Source organism: Bordetella ansorpii (assembly GCF_900078705.1).
GTDB classification, from domain to species: domain Bacteria; phylum Pseudomonadota; class Gammaproteobacteria; order Burkholderiales; family Burkholderiaceae_B; genus Bordetella; species Bordetella ansorpii_A.
Genome location: NZ_FKIF01000004.1, coordinates 16183 through 41241 on the forward strand (window position 1 = coordinate 16183; position 25059 = coordinate 41241).

General features: G+C 64.3%; 26 protein-coding genes and 1 pseudogene. 24 read left to right on the plus strand and 3 right to left on the minus strand.

Features of this window, described 5'->3' with window-relative positions:
- Positions 1–61 precede the first annotated feature (61 nt).
- Positions 62–274 (plus strand): annotated as a pseudogene (locus tag A6745_RS10015) (hypothetical protein).
- 47 nt (positions 275–321) lie between these two features.
- On the opposite strand, the gene A6745_RS28655 reads toward A6745_RS10015, so the two are convergent.
- On the minus strand, positions 322–1383 hold the full coding sequence (locus A6745_RS28655) for a tetratricopeptide repeat protein (RefSeq protein ID WP_175218203.1): 1062 nt from the start codon (positions 1381–1383) through the stop codon (positions 322–324).
- 828 nt (positions 1384–2211) lie between these two features.
- Between A6745_RS28655 and A6745_RS10020 the strand changes: the two genes are divergently transcribed.
- The gene (locus A6745_RS10020) at positions 2212–2526 is read left to right on the plus strand and encodes a DUF736 domain-containing protein (RefSeq protein ID WP_066126521.1); all 315 of its coding nucleotides are present in this window, start codon (positions 2212–2214) and stop codon (positions 2524–2526) included.
- A 369-nt stretch (positions 2527–2895) separates the two neighbouring features.
- Here the strand turns inward: A6745_RS10020 and A6745_RS10025 are convergent, their stop codons facing one another.
- Complete coding sequence (locus tag A6745_RS10025) at positions 2896–3189, minus strand: helix-turn-helix domain-containing protein (RefSeq protein ID WP_082853004.1); 294 nt, start codon at positions 3187–3189, stop codon at positions 2896–2898.
- A gap of 223 nt (positions 3190–3412) precedes the next feature.
- Between A6745_RS10025 and A6745_RS10030 the strand changes: the two genes are divergently transcribed.
- The 19 genes from A6745_RS10030 to maiA all read left to right on the plus strand — a co-directional run bounded on the left by A6745_RS10030 (position 3413) and on the right by maiA (position 19593).
- Positions 3413–3760, plus strand: coding sequence for a DUF2958 domain-containing protein (locus tag A6745_RS10030; protein ID WP_066126524.1), 348 nt, complete (start codon positions 3413–3415; stop codon positions 3758–3760).
- Between the two features lie 342 nt (positions 3761–4102).
- Positions 4103–4852, plus strand: coding sequence for a DUF2285 domain-containing protein (locus A6745_RS10035; RefSeq protein ID WP_066126525.1), 750 nt, complete (start codon positions 4103–4105; stop codon positions 4850–4852).
- A gap of 83 nt (positions 4853–4935) precedes the next feature.
- Positions 4936–5217, plus strand: a complete 282-nt coding sequence (locus A6745_RS10040) for a helix-turn-helix transcriptional regulator (RefSeq protein ID WP_066126615.1) — start codon at positions 4936–4938, stop codon at positions 5215–5217.
- A 26-nt stretch (positions 5218–5243) separates the two neighbouring features.
- Entirely contained in the window at positions 5244–6101 is an 858-nt protein-coding gene (locus tag A6745_RS10045; RefSeq protein WP_066126617.1) for a replication initiator protein A, read from the plus strand.
- A 253-nt stretch (positions 6102–6354) separates the two neighbouring features.
- Entirely contained in the window at positions 6355–6993 is a 639-nt protein-coding gene (gene parA, locus A6745_RS10050) for a ParA family partition ATPase (RefSeq protein WP_066126527.1), read from the plus strand.
- A complete protein-coding gene (locus A6745_RS10055; protein ID WP_066126618.1) occupies positions 6990–7274 on the plus strand; it encodes a chromosome partitioning protein ParB in 285 nt (94 codons plus the stop codon). Before parA ends, A6745_RS10055 begins: the two co-directional genes overlap by 4 nt.
- Positions 7271–7804, plus strand: coding sequence for a DUF2840 domain-containing protein (locus A6745_RS10060; RefSeq protein WP_066126528.1), 534 nt, complete (start codon positions 7271–7273; stop codon positions 7802–7804). Before A6745_RS10055 ends, A6745_RS10060 begins: the two co-directional genes overlap by 4 nt.
- On the plus strand, positions 7801–8388 hold the full coding sequence (locus A6745_RS10065) for a S26 family signal peptidase (RefSeq protein WP_066126530.1): 588 nt from the start codon (positions 7801–7803) through the stop codon (positions 8386–8388). Before A6745_RS10060 ends, A6745_RS10065 begins: the two co-directional genes overlap by 4 nt.
- Positions 8385–8720 carry a hypothetical protein gene (locus tag A6745_RS27800; RefSeq protein ID WP_231885966.1) on the plus strand — a complete coding sequence of 112 codons (336 nt, stop codon included), beginning with the start codon at positions 8385–8387 and terminating at the stop codon, positions 8718–8720. Before A6745_RS10065 ends, A6745_RS27800 begins: the two co-directional genes overlap by 4 nt.
- Positions 8721–8836: 116 nt before the next feature.
- Entirely contained in the window at positions 8837–10819 is a 1983-nt protein-coding gene (locus A6745_RS10070; RefSeq protein WP_066126534.1) for a relaxase/mobilization nuclease domain-containing protein, read from the plus strand.
- A 396-nt stretch (positions 10820–11215) separates the two neighbouring features.
- Positions 11216–12478 (plus strand): aromatic ring-hydroxylating dioxygenase subunit alpha, encoded by a 1263-nt coding sequence (locus tag A6745_RS10075; protein ID WP_066126536.1) that lies wholly within the window; start codon positions 11216–11218, stop codon positions 12476–12478.
- A gap of 2 nt (positions 12479–12480) precedes the next feature.
- A complete protein-coding gene (locus A6745_RS10080) occupies positions 12481–12954 on the plus strand; it encodes an aromatic-ring-hydroxylating dioxygenase subunit beta (protein ID WP_066126538.1) in 474 nt (157 codons plus the stop codon).
- A gap of 10 nt (positions 12955–12964) precedes the next feature.
- The gene (locus A6745_RS10085; RefSeq protein ID WP_066126540.1) at positions 12965–13288 is read left to right on the plus strand and encodes a non-heme iron oxygenase ferredoxin subunit; all 324 of its coding nucleotides are present in this window, start codon (positions 12965–12967) and stop codon (positions 13286–13288) included.
- 30 nt (positions 13289–13318) lie between these two features.
- Positions 13319–14572 (plus strand): NAD(P)/FAD-dependent oxidoreductase, encoded by a 1254-nt coding sequence (locus A6745_RS10090; RefSeq protein WP_066126542.1) that lies wholly within the window; start codon positions 13319–13321, stop codon positions 14570–14572.
- Positions 14573–14614: 42 nt separating this feature from the next.
- Positions 14615–16003, plus strand: a complete 1389-nt coding sequence (locus tag A6745_RS10095; RefSeq protein WP_066126546.1) for an MFS transporter — start codon at positions 14615–14617, stop codon at positions 16001–16003.
- An 11-nt stretch (positions 16004–16014) separates the two neighbouring features.
- The gene (locus A6745_RS10100; protein WP_066126548.1) at positions 16015–16719 is read left to right on the plus strand and encodes a fumarylacetoacetate hydrolase family protein; all 705 of its coding nucleotides are present in this window, start codon (positions 16015–16017) and stop codon (positions 16717–16719) included.
- 28 nt (positions 16720–16747) lie between these two features.
- Positions 16748–17872 (plus strand): cupin domain-containing protein, encoded by a 1125-nt coding sequence (locus tag A6745_RS10105; protein WP_066126620.1) that lies wholly within the window; start codon positions 16748–16750, stop codon positions 17870–17872.
- A 319-nt stretch (positions 17873–18191) separates the two neighbouring features.
- A complete protein-coding gene (locus tag A6745_RS10110; protein WP_231885968.1) occupies positions 18192–18941 on the plus strand; it encodes a Bug family tripartite tricarboxylate transporter substrate binding protein in 750 nt (249 codons plus the stop codon).
- A 13-nt stretch (positions 18942–18954) separates the two neighbouring features.
- Entirely contained in the window at positions 18955–19593 is a 639-nt protein-coding gene (gene maiA / locus A6745_RS10115) for a maleylacetoacetate isomerase (protein ID WP_066126550.1), read from the plus strand.
- A 14-nt stretch (positions 19594–19607) separates the two neighbouring features.
- Here the strand turns inward: maiA and A6745_RS10120 are convergent, their stop codons facing one another.
- A complete protein-coding gene (locus tag A6745_RS10120) occupies positions 19608–20594 on the minus strand; it encodes a 2Fe-2S iron-sulfur cluster-binding protein (RefSeq protein ID WP_066126552.1) in 987 nt (328 codons plus the stop codon).
- 98 nt (positions 20595–20692) lie between these two features.
- Between A6745_RS10120 and A6745_RS10125 the strand changes: the two genes are divergently transcribed.
- The 3 genes from A6745_RS10125 to A6745_RS10135 all read left to right on the plus strand — a co-directional run bounded on the left by A6745_RS10125 (position 20693) and on the right by A6745_RS10135 (position 25007).
- Positions 20693–21622, plus strand: coding sequence for a LysR family transcriptional regulator (locus A6745_RS10125; RefSeq protein ID WP_066126554.1), 930 nt, complete (start codon positions 20693–20695; stop codon positions 21620–21622).
- Positions 21623–22356: 734 nt separating this feature from the next.
- Positions 22357–23967 carry a sulfatase family protein gene (locus A6745_RS10130; protein ID WP_066126556.1) on the plus strand — a complete coding sequence of 537 codons (1611 nt, stop codon included), beginning with the start codon at positions 22357–22359 and terminating at the stop codon, positions 23965–23967.
- A 38-nt stretch (positions 23968–24005) separates the two neighbouring features.
- Complete coding sequence (locus A6745_RS10135) at positions 24006–25007, plus strand: Bug family tripartite tricarboxylate transporter substrate binding protein (protein ID WP_066126558.1); 1002 nt, start codon at positions 24006–24008, stop codon at positions 25005–25007.
- Positions 25008–25059 lie beyond the last annotated feature (52 nt).

A 25059-nucleotide genomic window follows, 5' to 3' on the forward strand; every position in this document is an offset into this window, starting at 1 on the left:
CCCATGCCGAAGGCAAGCGCCCCGGCCAAGGCCGGGGCGCTTTGCCGCAGGGAGCCGAACCATGCCCACCATCAATACCACCAGTTGCCCACGCATGGCGGCAATCTACGTCCCCGGCACCGTGCGCGCACGCCGCTGGCACGGCGAGGGCGACGTGCGCGGCTAACGTCCGCCCTCGGGCTGGATGGCCTGCGCCGACCTCACCGACATTCACCCCATCACGGGCCGTGCCTTGGCGCGGGCCGTGTGGTGGATCATCGAGACGAAGGAATAAGCATCGTTAGCACCGCGCCCGATCTGCAAATACAAAGCCAAGCATGCTCACATGCTGGGATCGTTGAGTGAGTTCACAGCTAGCAGCGCTGCTTGCGCGCGTTCCGGGCGTGTCGTATCGACGGCCCATTTTTGCAGCGTATCCAGAGCCACCTGTGTGTTCTTGGCCGCTTTCACGTAGGCAAGGAAATATTGAGCCGCCTGCGTTGATTTGCCTAGTTCCGCGTATACCAAGCCCAGGTTTTGGAGCGTTGCAGCTCGGGTGGGTTGCACTTTTAACGCCGTTAAAAGTGTGCCAAGTGCTGCATCATGTATGCCTTGCAAATATTGTGCATAGCCTAAGTTTCCAAGGATTTCCGCGTCGAATGGATATAGCGTTGCAGCCTCAGTCAGCGTAGCTACAGCCTTTTCAATGCGGCCATCGCGCAGCTCATCCAATCCCAACTGGTTTAGCTCACGAGCGCGCTTTCTGTCTTGAATTGGGTCACGTATTTTTTGCGCACTCATACCAGCATCTGCCAGGATGTTCTGAATTTTGCTAGCAGGAGTAGGTATGAACTGCACGCCCATGGAGGCTAGGTCTTGCGGCGTGAGAAAGTATGTTTTCTCTGGCGGCGTCTTGACGATTTTGCCGAGAATGGCATCAGGCACGTCCAACGTGGCGAGCACTCTAGAGAAACGGATCGTTGCGGCTGTTGCTCTGTCTGTCTCCCTTCCGTTTTCTGCGGCGCTATGAACTCCTACACGCGCATTGGTGTCGGCCCACCGATAAACGCCCGCTGCAAATGGGTAGAAGCAGGCACTTGCACAAATGTCGTTGGCGCTTACGTGGGTCGACAGGCCATTTTGTCGGACGATCGATGCCAGTTGCAATCCAGCCTCAACGCTTCCTCCAGGAGATTTGAGGATTAGTCCCCAGACCTTGAAGTTCTTGGCCTTGGAGGTATTTAGGACTTGCATCAAGCGATAAGGATCACCTTCTTCGATCCGGCCTTCAAGCTTGATGTAGATGATGTTTGAATCTAAATAGGGAGTTAGCGTGCTTGCCGATGTTGCTGCACAAGCTGCAAGCAGCGCCACTCCTTGCATCGTCTTCAAAAGGAACTTCATCCTAGGGTTCATGGTTTATTTATATGAATCAATAACTTGCTTGGCCAGAAAATACACAAGGTTTGGCTTGGACGCGCAGCATCATAAATCGGCCCAACTGCTCCAAAGCCCAAAACAGGGAGATCTATTTTTTGAAGTGGAGATGCAGCGCATAGTGAGGACGCAGGAACAACCGTCATCAGCATCGTGCCAAAGACGTTCTATCCCCGCTGTGCCACAGCTTGGTGTCCCTCAATGCTGCCAAACCGGCTGCGCCATTGCGGCCCGGCCAGCGCCCCGCCGCAATGGACAGAGCTGGCGAACACGCTGGTGCTTGCTGCGGCAGGTTGTGCGAATGCGTGCCGTCCTCAACGCTGGCGGTTCTTGCCCATCACGTCACGAAGGACGGTTCACGAACATCCCGCCCGGCATCGCTATGGAGCTTCCACGCCACGCCTCAAGACCGGCCCCGCAAGGTGCGGCCGGGGCGTTCTCGCTTGTCGTCGGGTGGTTGACCTGGCCTGCGTCAGTGGGCGGGCCAGTGCAGCCTTCATGCGGGGATGCCGAGTCGGCTCTGTCTCCTTTCGATGCGGTTCGGCCCAAGGCGTCCTTGTGTTGTTGTGAATCCTGGCGGTGGCGCGGCTGCGCCTCGGGCTTCATGGCTGCAACCGTCCGGCGAAAACAATTTCCCCTGCGCTGCGCGCATTCCTCGCGGGCCAAATTCTTTTCGCCTCCCGGCTCTCCACTGCGTTGCGACCGCAAGCGGTGCAGCCCGCCCGTCCCCCGCCGGCCGGATCACAACAAGGACGCGATGGGCGCGAACCTTGTTCCACCAAAAGGAGTTTCATCATGGCCAACATCGGCAGCTTCACCGCAGACAAAGACGGCTTCACCGGCACGCTTCGCACCCTGATGCTCAACGTCAAGGTCAAACTGGTGCCCAACGACAAGGGCGACAACGAGAAGGCTCCGGACTTCCGCCTGCAGGCCGCCAGTCACGACATCGGCGCGGCGTGGAAGAAGACCAGCGAGGCCGGGCGCGAGTACATCTCCGTGACCCTTGACGATCCTTCGTTCCCGGCCACGGTCTACGCCCGCCTGATCGAAGGTGAGAACGGCACGCACGACCTGATCTGGTCGCGCAGCAAACCCCAGGCGGCCTGACGGCCGCCAGCGCCCCGCCCGCTGCGGCGGGGCGCTGTACTGCGTGGATCAGCAGACTGGAAGGCTTGGCTCTTCCAGCTTCGTGATAGTGGTGGTCGGGCAGCATCACCATGACCTCATGGTGCCAGGGCGGATGCTGGGCGATTCGGCGCACTGCGCCGACCGGGCTTTGCGGGCTGCGCCCCATGCCGACTTCGCCGTCATGGCCATTCGGCTTCAATCCCTATCGCAGCTTCGCGCCGATGGCGCTGCGCGCTGCGCTTACCTCCGGGGGAAAGCTCTGCGGCCTATCCCCGCCGCGCGATGCTTGGCGCCCCTGCAGTCCCCGAACCGGCGGCGCCGGATCGGCCACGCCAGCGATGACGCACGCTATGGCGTGTCACTCTTCTTCGCCACAGTCTCCAACTCCTGGCGCACCTGCACCAGAAGCTGATCGACCTGCTGCAGGTCGCCGCCGGCATAGGCCAGCGTCAGCAGCGTGAGCGGATGAATCTCCATGACCTCGCACAGCTCGGCCAGCTTGTTCAAGGTAGGGCTTTTGAGGTCGCGCTCCAGCGTGCTCATGTAGGTGCGGCTGGACACGTCCGAGAACGCTTCCTGGCTCAAACCACGTGCTTTCCTGATGGTCTTTAGTGCCTCCGACAATGTATGTTTCGCTGCCAACCCTGGATCTCCCCAAAATCCAAGATGACAGCCGATTGCGCCCTATAGGACTACAATCTATAGTGTTCAACTATGCCCGCCTGCCGCTTTCGTGCTTTTACGGAAATCCGTATCTGCGGCTTCTCACAGAGGCGCAAAGCCGCATCCGTACCTTTCCACAAACCCGCCGATGCGGTTTTGCGCTTTCACGCTTCGGCGGTTCTGTGCGAATGAGGGGACGCCCATGAACCAGCTCATCACCGAGGACGAGCGCAAGCAACTGCTGGAACACGGCCGGGTCCTGGCCGCTGGCTTGGCCAATGACCCGTTGCCCGTGGTGCGGTTGTTCACGCCAGATGCGCACGCCACCTGGCTGCTGACCTCGCTCGATCCCGTCGATGGGGACACGGCCTACGGCCTGATCGACCTGGGAATCAGCATGCCCGAGTTGGGGACGGTGAAACTTTCCGACCTGGCGACCATCGTCGGGCCACGCCAGCAACCCGTCATGCGGGACCGGTATTTCCGGGCGGTGCGCCCGTTGTCGGAGTACCTGCGGCTGGCTCAGGAGAACGGTTCCGTCCTCGATTGAGCCGTGCGCGCCGAAGCCAAGCCGGGCGCATTGAGGCTATTTTGGTCTTGCTCCAGACCCATCAGGTCTTAGTCCGCACTGTTGCACCAAACCAGTGCCACCCTGACGCAAACGGTCATGACGCCAGCCGTGCCATCGGGCACGGTGGATAGCGCAGGAGGCGCGCATTTCCTCGCGCGCCACCGTCGCATTCAGACGATCCATGCAATCCATCGGATGCCTTTCGTCTTGACACGCAAGTTACTAATCTACCAGCTTATTCACGATTGGATGCTAGTTCGATGCGGTGACGTTTGCGTGTGAAACCGGTGACGGCCGTCCTGCTCTACGGGAGTTTGCGTCATGGCCGAACCGCACCACCTCGCGCACTGGTATCCGACTGCCGCCTACCTCTACGTGCTGTGCCTGGATACGCTGGCACTGGCCTGGGAGTATCTGCGCCGCCATCCCGATTACCGGCTTGACTGGCTGCACCGTGCGCGCCGCCTCGATGCTGCGCATCGCTGGGGCTTGCGTCTGCTGGAAGACCCGGCCCTGGATGCGCGTGACGCGCATCCGGCCTGGCTCCCCGGCCATGAGGCCGTGGTGCAGCTCCACCCGGATGCCGATCCGCCGCCTGACGCTGCGGCCTTCGCCTTCTGGTGCATCCCCGGTCACAAGCAACTGTTGCATGACGGCAAGGGCCTGGCGCTGATCGCGCGCAGTTCAGGCCATTGCCTGCGCTATGCGCTGGCGCCTAGCCTGGAGGACGGCATGGCCATGGCTTACGCCCACCGCGGTCGCGGCACCACGCATGTGCCCGACACGCCTGCGCCAATGGCGCGGCCCAGGCCACCGCCTGCGGCGCTGCTGGAGCTACACACCCTGCAGGCGCTCGACGCCACCCTCGCGGGCGCGTCCTTGCGTGACGTGGCCGAGGGCTTGTTCGGCGTCGATGCCGCGGCCGGCTGGTACAGCGACGGCGGCCTGCGTTCCAAGGTTCGCCGCCTGGTACGGCGCGGCGATGCGTTGATGCGCGGCGGCTATCGCCGCCTAGCACAACTGCCGCCGCTTGAGAAGGGTCGTTTTGAAGAGAGCGCAAAACGACCCTGAGCAAGAGGGCTTCGTTTTCTGAGACTGCCTCCATCCGGTTGCGCTGTGTGGCCGGAGCCCTGCAACCGATGGAGGTTCTCACCATGCGTCCTGCTCCCTTGCGGCCTGCCGCCGCTCCCATTGCTTCCGCTGCGCAGCCGCAGCGCTATCTCACCAACGACGAAGCCGCCGACTACCTGCGGCTGTCGCCGCGCACGCTGGAGAAGCAGCGCGTGCTTGGTGGCGGCCCCAAGTTCCGCAAGTTCGGCCGCCGCGTCATGTACGCCGTGGCCGACCTCGATGCCTGGGCCGCCGAGCGCAGCTTCGAGAGCACGTCCGATCCCGAGTACGCCGAGCAGCACTCGGCGGACAGCCGTGCGCGCTGATCGCTGGCGCGCGGGTGGCCTTCGCCATGTCCAGCCCTGCGCTGCCGTCCCGGCAGCGGCCCGTGCCGGAGCGCGAACAGCTCGACCTGTTCCGCGCCCTGCCGGGCGACATGGCGCCGCGCGACAGCCAGGACTTGATGGCCTTTCCGTTCTTCTCGCTGGCGAAGTCGCGGCGCACGGCGCCGATCGACTTCCGCGCCAGCGGCATCACGATCCGAGTGGAGGGCACGCAGGAGCACGGCATCGCCACGATCTGGGACGCGGACGTGCTGATCTGGGCTGCCTCGCAGATCGTGGAGGCGCGCGACGCGGGCTTAAGCCCGTCGCGGCTGATGCAGGCCACGCCCTACGAGATCCTGCGCTTCATCGGGCGCGGTACGTCGCTGCGCGACTACCAGCGCCTCAAGGCCGCGCTGGATCGCCTGCAGTCCACCACGGTGGCCACGTCGATCCGCGAGACCACGGGAAGACGGCTGCACCGCTTCTCGTGGATCAACGAGTGGAAGGAGCTGGCCGATGCGATGGGCACGCCCTTGGGGCTGGAGCTGATCCTGCCGGACTGGTTTTATGCGGGTGTCATGGATGCCGCGCTGGTGCTGACCATCGACCCGGCATATTTCCGGCTCACGGGTGGCATCGAGCGGTGGCTGTACCGACTGGTGCGCAAGCACGGCGGGCGACAGCCGGGCGGCTGGCAATTCGACTTCCGGCACCTGTATCGGAAATCGGGCAGCGCCACGCGCTTCTCGGACTTCGCCTACGACCTGCGCGCGCTGGTCGCGCGGCAGTCGATGCCCGGCTACGTCCTGGGCATCGAGCGAATGCCGGACAACAGCGCCGAACTGCTGACCTTTCGGCCCGTGCCGTTCACGGCACGGGGATAAACGGTGCGTTGCCTGTGGACGGACTCGTGCTATCAGGAGTACGAGGTATCGTGCTATTGGGAGTACGGCTATCGTGCTATCAGGAGTACGGATCGGCCGCAAAGCCAATAACGGCGCGGGTTTCAGCCTCTCCTAACTTCCCTAACTTAAATTCTCTAACTGATAGTAGAAGCGCCGCGCCACGGTGGATAACCGCCACGCGGCACGAAGCGCAGCAGCAACAGCCCGGCTTTCCAGCAAGGAGGGCCAGGCCATGATCGTCGCTCTGCTCAACCAGAAAGGCGGCGTGGGCAAGACCACGCTCGCTACGCACATTGCCGGCGAGCTGGCGATGCGCGGCCAGCACGTCGTTCTGCTGGACGCCGACCCGCAGGGTTCATCGCTCGACTGGACACAGCGCAGAAGCCAGCAAGGCTTGCCACGGCTGTTCAGCGCCGTGGGCCTCGCACGCGAAACGCTGCATCAGGAGGCCCCAGAACTCGCCCGCCGAGCCGATCACGTCGTCATCGACGGGCCGCCGCGCATCGCCGCCTTGGCGCGCTCCGCGCTGCTGGCGGCCGAGCGCGTGCTGATCCCCGTGCAGCCCAGCCCCTACGACCTGTGGGCCAGCGTCGAGATGGTGGCGCTGATCCGCGAGGCGCAAGTCTTCCGGCCTGCGCTGCGCGCGGCCTTCGTCATCAACCGGCGCGTCAGCACCACCGTGATCGGGCGCGAAGCGCGCCAGGCGCTCGCCGACCAGCCGCTTCCTGCGCTGCGCGCGGAAGTGCGCCAGCGCATCGTGTTTGCCGACAGCGTGGCCGCTGGCCGGCTCGCCCGCGAGACGGCGCCGGACAGTGCCGCTGCGCGCGAAATCACCGCGCTGGTGGACGAACTGCTGCGGTGGCCGGCATGACAGCGAAGCTGCCGCCAAACAGCAAACGCGCGGCCAAGCGCGTCGGCATCGGCGCGCGCCCACCCACGAATCCGCACGCCGAGGCGTGGATTCGCCAGGGCGACGGCGATGCACTCAACAAGGGCGACACCTACACGGCTCGCCTGACCCTCGACATCACGCCCGCGATGCGGGCGCGCATCAAGGTTTCGGCCTTCACGCAGGGCGTGACGGTGGTCGACTTGCTGCGCGGCCTGTTGGACAGAGAGTTTCCAGAACACCATAGGGAGAACACCCCATGACTGCATCCGCTTCGCCTGTCGCTGGCGCGGCCACGACTGCGCTCGCAGCACTTTCCGGCCAGCCTGCCAGCGCGCCGCTGACGCGCGTGGCGCTGGCTTACATCGAACCGCGCTTCAAGCTCTACCTGCGCTTTGGCGAACCCGCGCGCACGCTGCGGCTCGACCGTTGGCGCAGTCTCGCCATGTTCATGCCGAACGCCGTGCTCTGCCGCATCCGTTGGCAGGCCAACGACTACGGCACGATCCGCTGGCAGCTCATGGTGATGCAGACTTGCCCGCCGCTGGACACGGCGCAGCGCCTCCCCGGCGTGCAGCCGGGCGCGCGCCTGCTGCTGCACGCCGAGGGCGAGAATCAGGTGCGCGCCGTGCTGGAGCGCATCGACGCCATCGAGGCGCTGGGTATTGCTCCCGCTACTGCCTCGTCCGCGTACTGGCGCACGCTCGCGAACCGGCTCGCGGCGCGCTTGCCTCTGCCCGAATACACCGCCGAGCGGCACGCTGCCTGGTTGACCGGGAGGGCGCTGTCATGACCGCCGTTTCTACTGCCGGCACCGCGCCGTGTCCGCGCTCACGCCTGCGCGCTCACCTCGTACTGGCGGGCCTGTCCGCCTGCGGCCTCGCTGCGTTGGCCTGGGCGTCCTTCGTGCATCCGCTACCGCGCCTGATCTACAACCCGTCCGACAGCGTGGCGATTGGCTGGTATCGCGTGGAACCGCTCCACCAGCGCACCGACTCGCTGCCCCGGCCTTTGTCCGTTGGCAGCATCGTCGTGACCACGTTGCCGGCGGACACCGCCGCGCTGGCTGCGCAGCGCCGCTACCTGCCGGCGCGCGTGCCGCTGCTCAAGCGCGTGGGCGCCATCGCACCGCAAACTGTGTGCGTTTTCGATGCGCTGGTCTGGATCGATGGCGTGCCGGTGGCCGGCGTGCTGGCCGCCGACCGGCTGGGCCGTCCGCTGCCTTCCTGGCGACAATGCCGCCAGCTCCGGCCTGGCGAACTGTTCCTCTTGAGCGCGATCAACCCGGCGTCGTTCGACAGCCGGTATTTCGGGCCGGTCAGCACAGCCGCCGTGATCGGCGTTGCGCGTCCGGTCTGGCTGGAGTCACGCCCATGATCGCCGACGATTCGCTGCACGTTGCCGTGCATCTTGTCGTGCCATCGGGCGTGTCGTTCTGCTGTTCGTCGCCGTGTCGTCGCGCGTGCAGTGCGGGTGCATTCGCACCGCACTTCGCGCTGCCTTCCCATGTGCAGGTGTCTTGCCTAGAACGCGCCCGGCCTGCGGCCTTCATCGCGCTGGTTCGCGCGTTCGCCGGCGTGCTGGCTGCTCGTGCAGCAGCGCCGCCGGGCCGCCGCTGCCCGGAGCGCCAGCGAGGGGCAAAGGCGGAAGGCAAGACAAAAGGACGCGGCACCGGGCCGCGTCGAAAGCCTGTCTGCACGTGGGGGTAGCGCGGCACGCAGCGGCTTCGCCGCCGTGCCGCATGGGGCGCGAAGCCCGCGCCGATGCGGGCATGTCCGCGTGCTTCGCACGCCCGGACACGCCAGAGCTTGCAGGGAGCGCAGCCATGACCGACCGCCGCGACGACGATTTCCGCATCCGCCCGACCCCTCCAAAGGCCCCGAAGAGCCGGGGCCAGAGCTTCATCACCAAGGTGCTCCAGCAGACCGGCAAGGCCAGCAGCGGCAAGTCTTCGGTGCGCAGCTCGGCATCGGCTGGCGGCGGGAAAACCACCGGCCAGCGGCCCGGCTCGCGCTTGGGGCGCGGCCATACGACGGCGCGGTTTGCGGGCGCGAAGCTCACGCCCACGTCGCGGCGCGTGACCATCAAGACGCTGTTGGTGAACCAGCGCCAAGCCAGCCCGCAATCGCTCGCCAAGCACCTGCGTTACATCGAGCGCGACGGTGTGGGCCGCGACGGCGAACCAGGCCGGGCCTATGGGCCACAGACCGACGAAGCCGATCTCGATGCCTTCAAGGAACGCTGCGCCGATGACCGGCACCATTTCCGCTTCATCCTCTCGCCCGAGGACGGGGCTGAGCTGGAAGACCTGCGCACCTACACCCGGCACCTGATGGGCCGTATGGAGGCCGACTTGGGCACGCAGCTGGAATGGGTTGCCGTCGATCACTGGAACACCGACAACCCGCACACCCACCTCGTTGTGCGCGGGCGCGACGACACGGGCAAAGATCTCATCATCGCGGGCGACTACATCGCCGATGGGTTTCGGCATCGCGCGGCCGAGCTGGCGACCGAATGGCTTGGGCCGCGCACCGAGCTGGAAATCGAGCAGACCTTGCAACGTGAGGTGGAGCAGGAGCGGTGGACGAGTCTGGATCGCACGCTACAACGCGAGGCCGGCGACGATGGTCGGGTGCATATCGAACGCTTCAACGAACCTCCGTTGCAACGCCAGCGGCAATTCCTGGTGGGCCGCTTGCAATGCTTACAGCGCATGGGCCTGGCCGATGAAATGCAGCCTGGCACTTGGGCCGTTCACGCCGACGCTGAAAAGACCTTGCGCGCCTTGGGCGAGCGCGGCGACATCATCCGTACCATGCAGCGGGCCATGAACGGCGAGCCACGCGAGCTGGCGGTTTTCGAGCCGGGCGATGATGGCCGTACCATCGTCGGCCGCGTGGCCGCGAAGGGACTCGTCGACGAGTTGCGCGACCGGGGCTATCTGGTCATCGACGGGGTGGACGGCAAGACTCACTACGTCGCGCTCAACGCCCGTGACGAGCAGGCAAACTATCCGACGGGCGCCGTAGTTGAAGTGAAAGGGTCGGCGGACGTGCGTGCGGCCGACCGCAACATCGCCGCGCTGGCGAGCGATGGCCTGTACCGCGCCGATCATCACCTCGCCATCGCGCAGGGTCAGGCCGTGCGGGGCCGCGATCCGCAGGAAGTTGTTGCCGCGCACGTACGGCGGCTGGAAGTTCTGCGCCGGGCGGGCATCGTGGAGCGCGCGGCCGAGGGCTTATGGAAAGTGCCTGATGACCTGACCGAACGCGGTCGCCAGCACGACGCGCAGCGGATGGGCGGAGTGGCCGTGGAGTTGAAATCGCACCTGCCCATCGAGCGGCAGGCGCGCGTGATCGGCGCCACTTGGCTCGATCAGCAATTGCTCGGCGGTGGCTCAGGGCTGGGCGACCTAGGCTTTGGCGGCGAGGCCAAGCAGGCAATGCAACAGCGCGCCGACTTCCTGGCCGAACAGGGGCTGGCCGAACGGCGTGGACAGCGCGTGATCCTCGCCCGGAACCTGCTGGGCACGCTACGTAATCGGGAACTGGCGCAGGCCGGCAAGGACATTTCCGCCGACACTGGTATGGAACATCGTCCCGTGGCCGACGGCCAGCGCGTGGCCGGCATCTATCGGCGCAGTGTGATGCTGGCCAGCGGGCGCTTTGCCATGCTCGATGACGGTATGGGGTTCAGCTTGGTGCCCTGGAAGCCAGTAATCGAAAACCGGCTGGGGCAGCACATCGCTGCGAACTTGCGCGGCGGGCGGGCAGACTGGGTGGTCGGACGAACTCAAGGGAGATGACCAGGTCGCAGGCGAAATCACGGATCTGAGATTGGTGATCGTTTCGGGCGTTCAATGGACTTTCGGGGTACTTGATTTTCTTGTTTTTTCTGCGGCGCACCTAATTCAAACAGGCGGACGTGTTGAAACCATGAGAGCGTGGGCGGTTTGCTGAAGATCGATTCAGTACGCCCCAGCTTTTGCGCGAGGGGCGCAGCATCCGTGTCTACATTCATGTCGGTGATGTTGTGTATCACAGACATTCCATTGACTGATATAGCCTGGTAGCGAATGATCCGTATCCAGACGCGAGGTACGGTTTTTCTCCGACATAAGGCCCGTCATCGCGTCCAGAAAAGCACGCGGCGTGGCATCGCCAGCGCGCCGTGCACCCACAGCACAACAAAGGAGACGCCCATGCATGAATGCCCCGTCACCGTCTTTCCACAGCAGATCCGCTGGGAAACCGACGGCACCAGCCGCATCCCGTTTCAGGCCTACACCGACGAGATCCTGTATCGCAAGGAACTGGACCGGCTCTTCTACCGCAACCATTGGAACTACGTTGGCCTGGAGGCCGAGATCCCCAACCCCGGCGACTTCAAGCGCACGGTCATCGGCGAGCGCTCGGTGCTGCTGGTGCGCGACAAGGACGGTTCGATCCATGTCGTCGAGAACGTCTGTGCGCATCGGGGCATGGCCTTCTGCCGCGAGAGGCATGGCAACCGCGAAAGCCTGACCTGCCCCTACCACCAGTGGAACTACACACTGTCTGGCGATTTGCAGGGCGTGCCGTTTCGCCGCGGCGTGAAGCAGGATGGCAAGGTCAACGGTGGCATGCCGGCAGACTTCAATCCAGCCGACCACGGTCTGACCAAGCTCAAGGTGGCCACGCGAGGCGGTGTTGTCTTCGCGTCTTTCGACCATGACGTGGAGTCGCTGGAGGACTTCCTCGGTCCGGTGATCCTCGGCTACTTCGATCGCCTGTTCAACGGCCGCAAGCTCAGGATCCTGGGCTACAACCGCCAGCGCATCCCCGGCAACTGGAAGCTGATGCAGGAGAACATCAAGGATCCGTACCACCCGGGCCTGCTGCACACCTGGTTCGTCACCTTCGGGCTTTGGCGCGCCGACAACAAGTCGCAGATGCTGATGGACGCGCGCCATCGCCACGCCGCCATGGTCTCCAGGCGCGGCGCCTCCGGCAAGGCCGAGCAGGTCACGCAGGTATCCAGCTTCAAGGACAGTATGCAGCTCCATGACGCACGCTTTCTGGACATCGTCCACGAGGACTGGTGGGGCGAGCCGACGGCGGTGATGATGACCGTGTTCCCGAGCGTTATCTTCCAGCAGCAAGTCAACAGCGTCTCCACGCGCCATATCCAGCCCGACGGGCATGGCGCCTTCGATTTCGTCTGGACGCATTTCGGCTTCGAGGACGACAACGAGGAGATGACACAGCGCCGCCTGCGCCAAGCCAATCTGTTCGGCCCGGCCGGCTTCGTCTCGGCCGACGACGGCGAGGTCATCGAATGGTCGCAGGAAGGCTTCGAGACCAAGCCCAGCCACCGCACGCTGGCCGAGCTGGGCGGGCGCGAGGTGGGCGACACCGACCACATGGTCACCGAGACGCTGATCCGGGGCATGTATGAATATTGGCGCACGGTGATGGAGGCTTGATCATGCAGTTCCCCCACTATTTCGAGCTGACCCAGCTCTATGCCCGCTATGCTGCCACGCTCGACGCCGCCGACTGGGAAGCCTGGCCCGAGTTCTTCACCGAAGCCTGCGTCTACAAGCTGCAGCCGCGCGAAAACCATGAACGCGGCTTTCCGCTGGCCACGCTGGCCTTCGATAGCAAGGGCATGCTCAAGGACCGCGTCTACGGCATCCGCGAGACGCTGTTCCACGATCCCTACTACCAGCGCCATGTGGTCGGCGCGCCCATCGTGCACCGGGTGGATGCGGACGGCCGCATCCACAGCGAGGCCAACTATGCGGTGCTGCGCACCCGACTGTCCAAGGAATCCACGGTGTTCAATGTGGGCCGCTACCTCGACGAAGTGGTGCGCACGCCCGAGGGCCTCAAATTCGCCAGCCGCCTCGTGGTCTACGACAGCGAGATGATCCCCAATTCGCTCATCTACCCGATCTGAAAGCACTGCCATGACGACCGACAACCTGAATTGGACGGATGCCGCCGCGCGGGACGAGGTGCCCGAGGGCGATGTGATCGGCGTGGCCGTCGCGGGCCACGATATCGCGCTGTACGAGGTCGGGGGCGAGGTATTCGCCACCGACAACCTCTGCACCCACGGCCATGCGCGGCTGTGCGACGGCTTTCTGGAAGGGCACGAAATCGAATGCCCGCTGCACCAGGGCAAGTTCGACGTGCGCAACGGCCGGCCGACCTGTGCGCCCGTGACCGAGGCCGTGCGCAGCTACCCCGTGAAAATCGAGGGCGGCCGCGTCTGGCTGGCCCTCGACTGAACGCCGCCCACCACCCACAAGGAGACCCGCATGAACGCTGAGCGACCTGCGGTCGCGGCTGCCGCATGCCCGATCGCCACCATCGTGATCGTCGGCGCCGGCCAGGCCGGCGGCTGGGCCGCCCATGGCTTGCGCCAGGAAGGCTTTGCCGGCCGCATCGTGCTGATCGGCGATGAGGCCCATGCGCCGTACGAGCGCCCGCCGCTGTCCAAGGCCGTGCTGGCCGGCGAGGCCTTGCCGGACAGCACCCGGCTGATGCCGCCGCAGGCCTTCGAGGCGCTGGCGCTCGACTGGCGCCCCGGCGCCACGGTCCGCCGCATCGACCGCGCTGCTCGGCATGTCGTGCTGGCCGGCGGCGAGCGGCTGGCCTACGACAAGCTGATCCTGTGCACCGGCGGGCGCGCGCGCACCCTGCCGCTGCCTGGCGCCGATGCCGCCGCCATCCATACGCTGCGCACCATCGACGACGCGCTGGCGCTGGCGCCGCTGCTCGCCCCAGGGCGCAGCGTGGCGGTGGTCGGCGGTGGCTGGATCGGGCTGGAAGTGGCGGCCACGGCGCGCAAGAAAGGCGCCGCGGTCGTGGTGCTCGAAACACAGACACGCCTGTGCGAACGCACGGTGCCACCCGAGGTGTCCGCGCACCTGCTGGCGCTGCACCGCGCGCAGGGCACCGAGGTGCTGCTCGGGGCCAGGGTTGCGGGCTTTGCGGCCAATGCCGATGGGCGCGCACAAGTCCTGCTGGCCGATGGCGGCGCACTGCGCTGCGACACCATCGTGCTGGGCGTGGGCCTGGTCCCGAACGATGAGCTGGCGCGGGACGCGGGGCTGGCCTGCGACGGCGGCGTCATCGTCGATGCGCGCTGCCAGACCTCCGATCCCGACATCCTGGCCGCCGGCGACGTGGCCGTCGCGCCCAACCCCTGGGCCGGGCGCCCGTTGCGGCTGGAGTCGTGGCAGAACGCACAGGAACAAGGCATTGCCGCCGCGCGCTCAGCCCTCGGCATGAAGGTCGATTACCAGCCGCTGCCCTGGTTCTGGTCCGATCAGTACGGCATGAATCTGCAGATCTATGGCCTGCCCAGGCCCGGACACCAGGTCGTCACCCGCGGCGACCCAGGCGCGGGCAGCGGCCTGCTGCTCTATCTGGCGGGCGACGTGATCGAAGCCGCCATCGGCATCAACGCCGCGCGCGATCTGCGCTTTGCGCGCCGGCTGATCGAGCAGCGCAAGAACGTCGATGCGGCCCGCCTGGCCGACTTGGGCACGCCGTTGGCCAAGCTCTGACGGCACGGCCACCCGTTGCAAGAAATTCAAGGAGACAAAGCCATGCGTCACATCGACGTTCACCAACTCGCGGACGATGCCCGCTTCAACCGCTTCCACGGCCTCGTGCTGTTCTGGTGCGCCCTGATCATCATTTTCGATGGCTATGACCTGGCGGTGGTCGGCATCGCACTGCCCTCCATCATGAAAGACCTGGGCGTGGACCCGACGCAAGCCGGCCTCATGGTCAGCTCGTCCCTGTTTGGCATGGCCTTTGGCGCCGTCTTCCTGGGCGCGGTAGCCGACCGCATCGGCCGGCGCTGGTCCATCGTCATCTGCATCACCTTGTTCAGCCTGTTCACGGCGGCGGCGGGCCTGACGCGCGATCCGCTGCTGTTCGCCGCCTCGCGCTTCCTGGCCGGCCTGGGTATCGGCGGCGTCATGCCCAACGTGGTCGCCCATATGACCGAGTACGCGCCTAAGAAGGTGCGCGCCACGCTGGTCACGCTGATGTTCAGCGGCTACGCCGTCGGCGGCATTCTGGCGGCGCTTCTGGGCAAAGGGCTGATCGAGAGCTACGGCTGGCAGTCGGTATTCTTCGCCGCCGCGCTGCCGATGCTGCTGATCCCCTTCATCCTGAAGTCGCTGCCCGAGTCCATGCCCTTCCTTCTGGCCAAGGGCCGGCACGAGGAGCTCAAGCGCATCGCCGCACGCATCGAGCCCGGCTACCAGCCGCAGGACTCTGACCATCTCACCGTGCCGGCGCGCGACAAGGCACAGGGCGCGCCCACGCGGCAACTGTTCGCCGAGGGCCGAAGCTGGAGCACTCTGATGTTCTGGATAGCCTTCTTCATGTGCCTGTTCATGGTTTATGCGCTGAGTTCCTGGCTGACCAAGCTGATGGCCGGTGCTGGCTACAGCTTAGGCTCGGCGCTGACTTTCGTGTTGGTTCTCAACGTCGGTGCGATCGTCGGCGCGGTGGGCGGCGGCTGGCTGGCTGACCGCTTTCACATCAAGACCGTATTGGCGTCCATGTACGCGCTGGCTGCGGTGTCTGTCAGCCTGCTGGGTTTTGCCATGCCGCAGGAACTGTTGTTCATCGTGATCGCCCTTGCAGGGGCCTCAACCATTGGCACACAGATCGTAGCCAACGCCTACACCGGGCAGTTTTATCCGATGGCGATCCGTTCCACCGGTCTGGGCTTTGCGCTGGGCATCGGCCGCGGTGGCGCGATCCTGGCGCCCATCGTCATCGGTGTGTTGGTCAGCCTACAACTGCCTCTGCAGCAGAACTTCTTTGCCATCGCCATCCCCGGCGCCATCGGCATGTTGGCCGTGCTGCTGATCGACCACGGCAAGTCCGCATCGGTACAGCATGCAGCCCGTGAGGCCGCAGCCCGAAACGCGCGCGCCGCCAACGCCGGATCCCTCATCCCACCCCCTAAACCTTAAAGGAAAACTCCATGACCACCACATACCTTTGGACCCCGCCTCCTGTCTACTCACTGCCCGTGCGTGGCCGCAGCGAGCGCCTGCCGATCCAGCGCCTGTTCTTCGTCGGGCGCAACTATCACGCGCATGCGGTCGAGATGGGCCGTCCGGTCGACAAGTCGGTCGAGGTGCCGTTCTACTTCACCAAGGCCCCGTCCACGCTCGTCGAATCCGGTGCCACCGTGGCCTACCCGCCCGGCACCAAGGACTATCACCACGAGATGGAGTTGGTGCTGGCCATCGGTGCGCCCGGCTTTCGCGTCAGCGAAGCCGATGCGCCCAGCCTCATCTACGGCTACGCCTGCGGTTTGGACATGACGCGTCGTGACTTGCAACTCGTGGCTCGCGAGAAGGGCCGCCCCTGGGACCTGGGCAAGGACGTGGAACAGTCGTCCATCGTCTCTGAGATTGTGCCCATGCCGAAAACGGTATTGAGCCAGGGAGACCTGTCCATGTCGGTCAACGGCAAAGTGCGGCAGAAGTCCGACCTGTCCAAGCTGATCTGGAATATCCCCGAACTGATCGCCGACCTGTCCAAGTTCTACCACCTGCTGCCCGGCGACCTGATCTTCACGGGAACGCCCGAGGGCGTCGGCCCGCTGCAGCCGGGCGACCGCATCGACGGCCAAATCGAAGGCGTGGGCGGGATTGTGCTGAACGTCGGTGCCGCCGAATGACCGTGAACTGAAACAAGAAGACCCCACCATGACCATCGATCTGACACCTTCCCCCGTGCGGCTGCACGCAGTCGCTGGCCGCGGGCAACCCGACCCGTCTCCCGCGTTGGAGCAGCTGTACCGCGGCTTCGAGCAGGAGCTGCTGGTGCCGCTGTGGACCGAGATCGGCGACCTGATGCCGAAGCACCCGAAGTCCAAGGCCGTCCCACATCTGTGGCGCTGGGACCGCCTGAAGGCGCTGGCTGCGCAGGCCGGCGAGATCGTGCCGGTGGGCCGTGGCGGCGAGCGTCGAGCCATCGCGCTGGCCAACCCGGCGCTCGGCGGCCGCCCCTTCGCCACGCCCACCCTGTGGGCGGCGATCCAATACCTGATGCCGGGCGAGGATGCACCGGAGCACCGCCACACGCAACACGCCTTTCGCTTTGTGGTGGAGGGGGAAGGCGTCTGGACGGTCGTCAATGGCGATGCGGTGCGCATGTCGCGTGGCGACTTCCTGCCGCAGGCCGGCTGGAACTGGCACGCCCACCACAACGCAGCCACCGCGCCCATGGCCTGGATCGATGGCTTGGACATCCCGTTCTCGTACTACACCGAAAGCCAGTTTTTCGAGGTGGGTCGCGAGAAGATCACGCCGGCTGAGCGCACCACGGCCGAGCGTTCGTACTCCGAGCGGCTGTGGGGCCATCCAGGCCTGCGTCCGGTCTCAAGCAAGTCGGCCTTGCCCGCCACGCCACTACTGGCCTACCGCTGGGTTGATACCGATCGAGCGCTGGCCGATCAACTCGCGCTGGAGGCCGAAGGCCAGGCCGGCACGGTGAGCCCCGGCCACGCGGCCGTGCGCTTCACTAACCCCTCAACAGGCGGCGATGTACTGCCGACAATGCGGACCGAAATGCACCGCGTGCGCGCAGGCGCTTCGACACTGACGCATCGCGAAGTGGGCTCGTCGGTGTTCCAGGTTTTTGATGGCGGTGGCACTGTCACCGTGGGTGAAAACACCTGGGAGGTGACGCGAGGTGATCTGTTCGTGGTGCCGTCGTGGCAGCCGTTCACGGCAAGGGCGTCGGACGCCACGGCGCTGGACTTGTTCCGCTTCAGCGACGCGCCGATCTTCGAGGCGCTCCACGCGCACCGCAGCCAGGTGCTTGGTTGAGCGTGCAGAGCGCATGCAAATCACGCCCCTCTAATCCCATCCACACCGTTCCAGAAAGCCACCGCCATGCCTGACTATATCTGTTCACGTTCCATCGCCCGCGCGCTTGCGATGTGCGCGTTCGCCTTCGCAGTTGCGGCGCACCTGCCCGCCGCCGTGGCTCAGACCTACCCGATCAAGCCGGTGCGCTCGGTAGCACCGTACTCGCCGGGGAGTGGCCCCGACGCAGTAATGCGCATCCTCGGCGAGCGCTTGTCTCGCAACTGGGGGGCAGCAGCTCGTCATCGACAACAAGCCAGGTGCCAACGGCTTCATCGCGATCGGTGACGCCAAGCGCGCAGCGCCCGATGGCTACACGGTGCTTCAGGTGGATAACACCCACATGGCTTTGCAGCCGCATCTGTTCAAGCAACTGCCCTATGATCCAGTGAAGGACTTCGAACCGGTCGCACCTGTCTATTTCACGAACTTCTTTGTCGTCGTGGCCGCCAATTCGCCGTGGAAGGATGTAGGCGATTTGATCAAGGCGGCTAAGACGGCGCCTGGTGACATCACCTATGGCTCCTGGGGCATCGGCAGCGTAGCCCACGTCGGCGCAACGATGCTCGAAGCAGCAACTGACACGAAGATGACGCATGTGCCTTTCAAGGACATGGGCAACGTATACACCTCGGTCGCTACGGGTGACATCAAGTGGGCCTTCGGTACGGCGGCGACCGCCGGGCCGATGTTCCAGGCGAAGAAGGTCAAGTTCCTGGCGTTCGCCGCACCCAGGCGGCTGCCGGGTTACGCCGATGTCCCGACGGTCAGCGAGGCGGGCGGCCCGGCTGGATTCGAGGTGAAGACTTGGGTCGGCCTGTTCGCGCCCACTGGTACGCCGAAGGCGACAATCGACAAGCTCAACGCCGACGTCGGCAAGGTGCTGGCGACCGCCGAGGTTAAGGATCGCTTGGCTACCTTCGGCTTCGAGCCTTACATCGGCCCGCCGAGTGAACTCACCAAGGCCATGGAACGCGATTCGCGCATGTTCAGCGACGTCGTCAAACGCGCCAAGATCTCTCTGGACTGATGGACCTGTGACCATGAAGCTCTACACCTTCTTTCGCAGCGGCACCTCGCACCGCCTGCGCATCGCGCTGAACCTGAAGGGCCTCCGCTACGAGCAGGTCGCAATCGACCTGCGGCGCGAGGAGCATCTTGCCGACGCCTTCAAGGCCATCAACCCGCAGCAGTTCGTGCCCGTGCTCGAAGCCGATGGCCACCGCATGACACAGTCGCCGGCCATCATCGAGTGGCTCGAAGAGCGACATCCGAACCCACCGCTGCTGCCCGTCGATGCTGGCGAGCGAGCACACGTGCGTGCTCTCGCGGCCATCGTGGGCTGCGACATCCACCCGGTGAACAACCGGCGCATCCTGGAGGCGCTGCGCCATCGCTTCGGAGCGGACGAGGCGGTGGTCAACGACTGGTGCGGCACCTGGATCAGCGCGGGCTTCGACGCCATCGAGGCGCTGCTGGCGGCCGATACGCGGCGGGGTGACTTCTGCTTCGGCAACAGCCCCACGCTGGCCGATGTCTACCTGGTGCCGCAGGTCGAGAGTGCACGCCGCTTCAAGATGGACATCGGGCGCTGGCCGCTGGTGCAGGCGGTCGATGCAGCCTGTGCGCAAATGGAGGCGTTTCGCAAGGCGTCCCCAGGGGTGCAGCCGGACGCTGGCTGAGGGCTAAAAAGCTCTCAGTCTCCCTGCATGTAGAACGCCTCGGCATAGATGTGCGCCGCTTCCATGCCTTTGCTGCGCATCACCACCATAGCGGTTTCCACCATCGGTGGTGAGCCACGCAGGTAAGCGCGCCATCCGTGCAGGCTGGTATGGTCTTGGGCAATCGCCTGAGTAACCAGGCCCCGGCGCTGCGTCGCCGAGTTCGCGCCTGATGCGACGACCACATGAACCTTCAGCGCGGGATACGCTCGCTGTAGATCGGAGAGCCAATCCATGCCGTATAGCTCGCGCGGTGACCGCACGCCGAAATACAGATGGACCGGATTGAGCATCTTGGCCGCAACGGCGCCGCGGACTATCGATAGGATGGGTGCCAGTCCCGTGCCACCGGCCACGCACAGCGTCGGGGCGTCATGCTGGTGCCGCAGGTAGGCGGCACCCAGAGGACCACTGACTTTCACGACATCGCCAACGCGGAGGCTGTTAGCAACATAGCTGCTGACCCTGCCGTTGGGGATGTGCTGCACGTGGAACTCCAGCAGTTCGTCGTCGGAGATGCCGGCCATTGAATACGGTCGCGTGTGCGTCGGCGTGAACGCGATCTGCGCATACTGTCCAGGTGAGAACGCCATTGGCTTGGTAGGCTTAATCAACAACCGGATGATGTCTTGAGCGATCGGCGCGACGTTGACAACTGTGGCCTTAACGATGCGCGCGCGGTGCACTACCGCTTCGTTGGGCGCGGGTACCTCGATCGTGCACGGCTCGGTCAAATAGGTCTGGCATGCCAGGACGGTACTGTCCATGCCGTCTACGGGCCGTTGTTGCTCACGACCAACATCCAGCACCTCACCATCGAGTACACGGCACCGGCAGATTCCACAGCGTCCGGATAAACAGGAATACGACATCGGCACCTGCGCCGCGCGCAGCGCTTCGAGCAGGTTTGCACCTGGCGTGACTCTGATCACATGATTGAGAGGCTGAACGAGGATATCCATGAATGGTGGCCTGAAGGCACTGTCGCAGATTGTGCCAAATAATCACCATTTACAATAACATTCATTCTTCATATCATTCATAGTGATGGAGTGCGGCAATGGAACTGTCGGACATCGACTTGAACCTTTTGGTCTTGTTTCAGCAACTCATGGTGGAGCGGCGTGTATCCAAGGTGGCCGAAAACATGGGCCTAACTCAGCCCGCGGTCAGCAATGCGCTCGCCAAGATGCGCCGCATCTTCGGCGATGAGCTGTTTGTTCGCACGCCCAGCGGCATGGTGCCCACTTCGTTCGCAGAGCAACTGGGCGAGCCTGTGGGATATGCACTGGGTATGATCCACAGCAGCTTGAACCAGGGGACGCAGTTTGAACCTGCCAGTTTGAAGCGAACCGTCACGATCGGCATGACTGACATCGGCGAGATTGTCTTTCTGCCGGCGCTGATCGAGCGGCTGGGGCGCGAGGCGCCTGGCGTGGTACTGAACACCGTGCGGAACACCGCAGTGAACCTGCGCGACGACATGGAAGCCGGCAAGGTGGATCTGGCTATCGGGCTGCTTCCACAGTTGAAGGCCGGCTTCTTCCAGCGGCGCCTGTTTCGTCAGCGCTATGTGTGTCTGTTCCGACGCGGACATGCTCTGGACCGTCCGCGCCTGACGCTGGCTGACTACAAGACCGCCGAGCATCTGGTGATCGTGTCGGCTGGCACAGGACATGGCAAGGTGGACGAGCTGATCCAGAAAGCGGGCATCGAGCGTGTGGTGCGGTTGACGGTGCCGCACTTCGTGAGCGTGGGCCATATCCTGCAGCGCTCTGCGCTGGTCGCCACCGTGCCCGAGCGCCTGGCGCAGACGCTTACCGATCCGTTTGGCTTGACGCTACGCACGCATCCGGTCAAGCTGCCCGATGTGCCGATCAATGTGTTTTGGCATGCCAGGGTGCACCGTACGCCAGTCAACCAATGGCTGCGCGGCATGGTGTTCGAGTTGTTCGGGGCGGATACCACGCGCGAGTCTGCCGCAGCGTAAGACGAGCGCGCTGATGTCACCGTTTCCCGGATGCCCAGCGGGCGCGGGAGTCCGGTCGCTTGGCCACGATCTGAAGTCGGGGATCATGATGTGCGTGGCAATGCTTGCCATCACCGCGACAACCAACATCGTCAGTAGCACGACACGCGGCTGGATCCACCATCCCGGGATCCAACACGGCCACCTGTACGACGTTGGATGAGGTATTGATGCAACGCCATTCCTATCAAGAGACGGTAGACAGCGAACATCAGCCAACCGAACGAATGCGTACTCGAGATTTTCAAGGTGCTCGACACCTTGGACCCAAGCCTAGCCATCTTGGAGCCTCTGCAACCACCGAAGGCGTCGTGCACAGATGGGATCACGTGGGCGCGAGTGGCGCCCAACGATGCCGTCGCAGCAAGCCTGTCAGCGGTACCAACGCCATCAGCAGGCGCCGATTCCCATGCAGACCGAAGTTTGGGGCGCTCCAATTGAATCCGTATCTGCGAGTGCTCCGAACGCGGCGCACCGGTGACTTGTTGGCTCGCAGCATCGCGCCACCCGCCTGTGGCCAGGAGGTTTTTCCGTCAGATCGTCACGCACAGCCGCCCGAATCTAGTTGCGGGCATATCACCGTTGGTTATGGCCAAGGGAATTAGTTTCACTACCGACACAGAGCAGGCATCCCTAGACTGCGGCGCACACACACGAGCGCGTATCGACTCACGCAGACCACAGGACAAGCCTCCATGCGCCATAAGCCCAACTTCCTCCTGATCACTACCGACCAGCAGCGCGCCGACCACCTCGGCTGCTACGGCAACCAACAGGTACGCACCCCCCACCTCGACGCACTGGCAGGACGTGGAACACGCTTCGAACGCATGTACGTCGCAACGGGCGTGTGCATGGCGAATCGAGCGTCGTTAATGACTGGCCGCATGCCATCAGTGCATGGAACGCGCTGCAATGGCATTCCACTGGCACGCAATGCCACCACCTTCGTGGATTTGCTGCGCGACGACGGCTATCGAACCGGTCTGGTCGGCAAATGCCATCTTCAGAACATGACCGACATGCCGGCTGAAGCACCACGTGATCCGGTGCCCGATGGCATGCAGGCCCCCCAGGACGCGCATGCGGATGCCATTACCTCGCGCTGGAGCGAAGGCGGCTACGAACAGGAGATGGTTCGTCGCTGGCGCACCGACCCGACACACCGCGTGCAGACCCCCTACTACGGCTTCGATCACGTCGATCTATGCACGATGCATGGCGACATGGTCGAAGGCGACTATGCGCGCTGGCTGGGCGAGGTGGCTGGCGACATTGACCGCCTCCGTGGGCCTGGGAACGCGATTCCCGATGATCGGTATCCGGCACCACAGGCTTACCGCACGCGGGTGCCGGAGCACCAGTACCCCTCGGCTTGGGTAGGCGACAGGACCTTGGCGTTCCTGGACGACGCAGCGCGACGCGAGCAACCCTTCTTCTTGCATTGTTCCTTCGCCGACCCGCACCATCCCTTCACGCCCCCCGGCAAGTACTGGGATATGTATGACCCGGCGCAAATGGTTCTGCCGCGCTCCTTCTATCAAGCTGGCGACGACTCCTTTGCACCCGTGGCGACATTGCATCGCGAACGTGCAGAAAGAGTGGGGCGCATCCATTCGACAGTGAGCTTCGCAGCCCATGAACGTGAGGCAAAGGTTGCGCTGGCGTTGACCTACGGGATGATCACAATGATCGATGACGTCGTGGGCCGTATCTTCGCGCAGCTGAAGAACCTGGGGCTTGACGACAACACGATTGTGATCTTCACCAGCGACCACGGAGATTTCATGGGTGACCACGGTCTGCTACTGAAAGCGGCGCTGCACTACCAGAGTCTGGTACGCGTGCCCTTCATCTGGTCTGATCCAGGCACGATATCTTCGCAAGCCAAAGTCGATTCGACGCTGGCGCTGGCCTCAACCATCGATATACCCGCTACGATCCTGGCCAGGGCCGGCTTGGCCCCCTTCTACGGAATGCAAGGGCGAGATCTGCTGCCGGTGCTCTCAGAACACGGCAAGGCAGGCCGGGACGCCGTGTTGGTGGAGGAGGATGGCCATGCACCGACGTTCGGCCTCAAGGTACCCGTTCGTGCACGCACAGTCATCACCGATACCCATCGGCTCACGACCTACGACCAACCCTACTGGAGCGAGCTGTACGACCTGCGTAAGGATCCGGATGAGAGCGTCAACCTGATCGACGATCCGGCGCATGCCAGTGCGCGCGCCGCCCTGTTCGAGACACTGGCGCGCGAACTCATGCTGGCCGACGATCGATCTCCTTTTCCGATGGGACGCGCTTGACGGCGATCCTCACTCTATTGACCTCAGGAAACAAAGACATGTACGGAACGCACCTCAGTCGCCGCGGCCTGCTTTACGCAGCCGCCACGGCCATCACCACTGCGGCGCTGTCGCTTTTTTCCGCCACCGCAGCCGCGGCCGAATTTCCGAGCAAGGCCATTACGCTGATTGCCCCTACGGTCCCCGGTGGGGCAATGGATGCCGTGGCACGGCTGATCGCGCAGAGACTCGGTCCTCGGCTCGGCCAGTCTGTCGTCGTTGACAACCGGCCGGGGGTGGGAGGCACCCTGGGGGTCGCACAGGCCGCCAAGGGGCCAGCCGATGGCCACACGCTCGTCATCGTCGCGGACTCGTACCTGACGGTTTCGCCGCGCTTGCTTAAGGGTGCGGCCGCACAGACCTTCAAGGATCTGGTTCCGATCATCGAGCTGGGAGCATCGCCGATGGTGCTGGTCGCGCACCCCTCGCTGAAGGTCGCCACGATGGCGGAATACGTGGCCAAGGCGCGCGCCCAACCGGGAAAGATCGCCTACGCTTCGGCGGGCCTCGGGTCACCCCACCATCTGAACATGGCCCTGCTTGAGCAGCAACTCGGACTCAAGCAGAATCATGTCCCCTATAAAGGGGGGCCGCAGGCCTTCAACGACGTGCTGGCTGGGCATGCCGACCTGATGTTCATCGTGATGAGCACGGCAGAGCCGCACATCAAGAGCGGTGCACTGGTTGCACTCGGTGTGTCGGGCGCCAAGCGGTTGACGGACTTTCCGTCCATACCGGCGATCGCGGAGGTGGCCCCAGGGTACGAAAGCGAGTTCTGGTTCGCTGTTTTCGCCCCTCCCGGTACACCGCCTGCCGTGGCACAGCGCCTGAACCGCGACATCGCCGCGGTGCTCTCCGAGCCGGAGGTCGTCAAAGGCATGAAGTCTGTAGGCATGGGGGCTGTGCCGGATACCAGCTCAGCGGCGCTGGCCCTGAAACTGCGCCGCGACGACGAAAAAATGGCCAGGCTGATCCAGAGCCTGGGGCTGCAACCGGAGTAACTCCGCTAACGCGTCCAGGCGTACAGGACGCGCCTTTCGGGCATGATCTGAT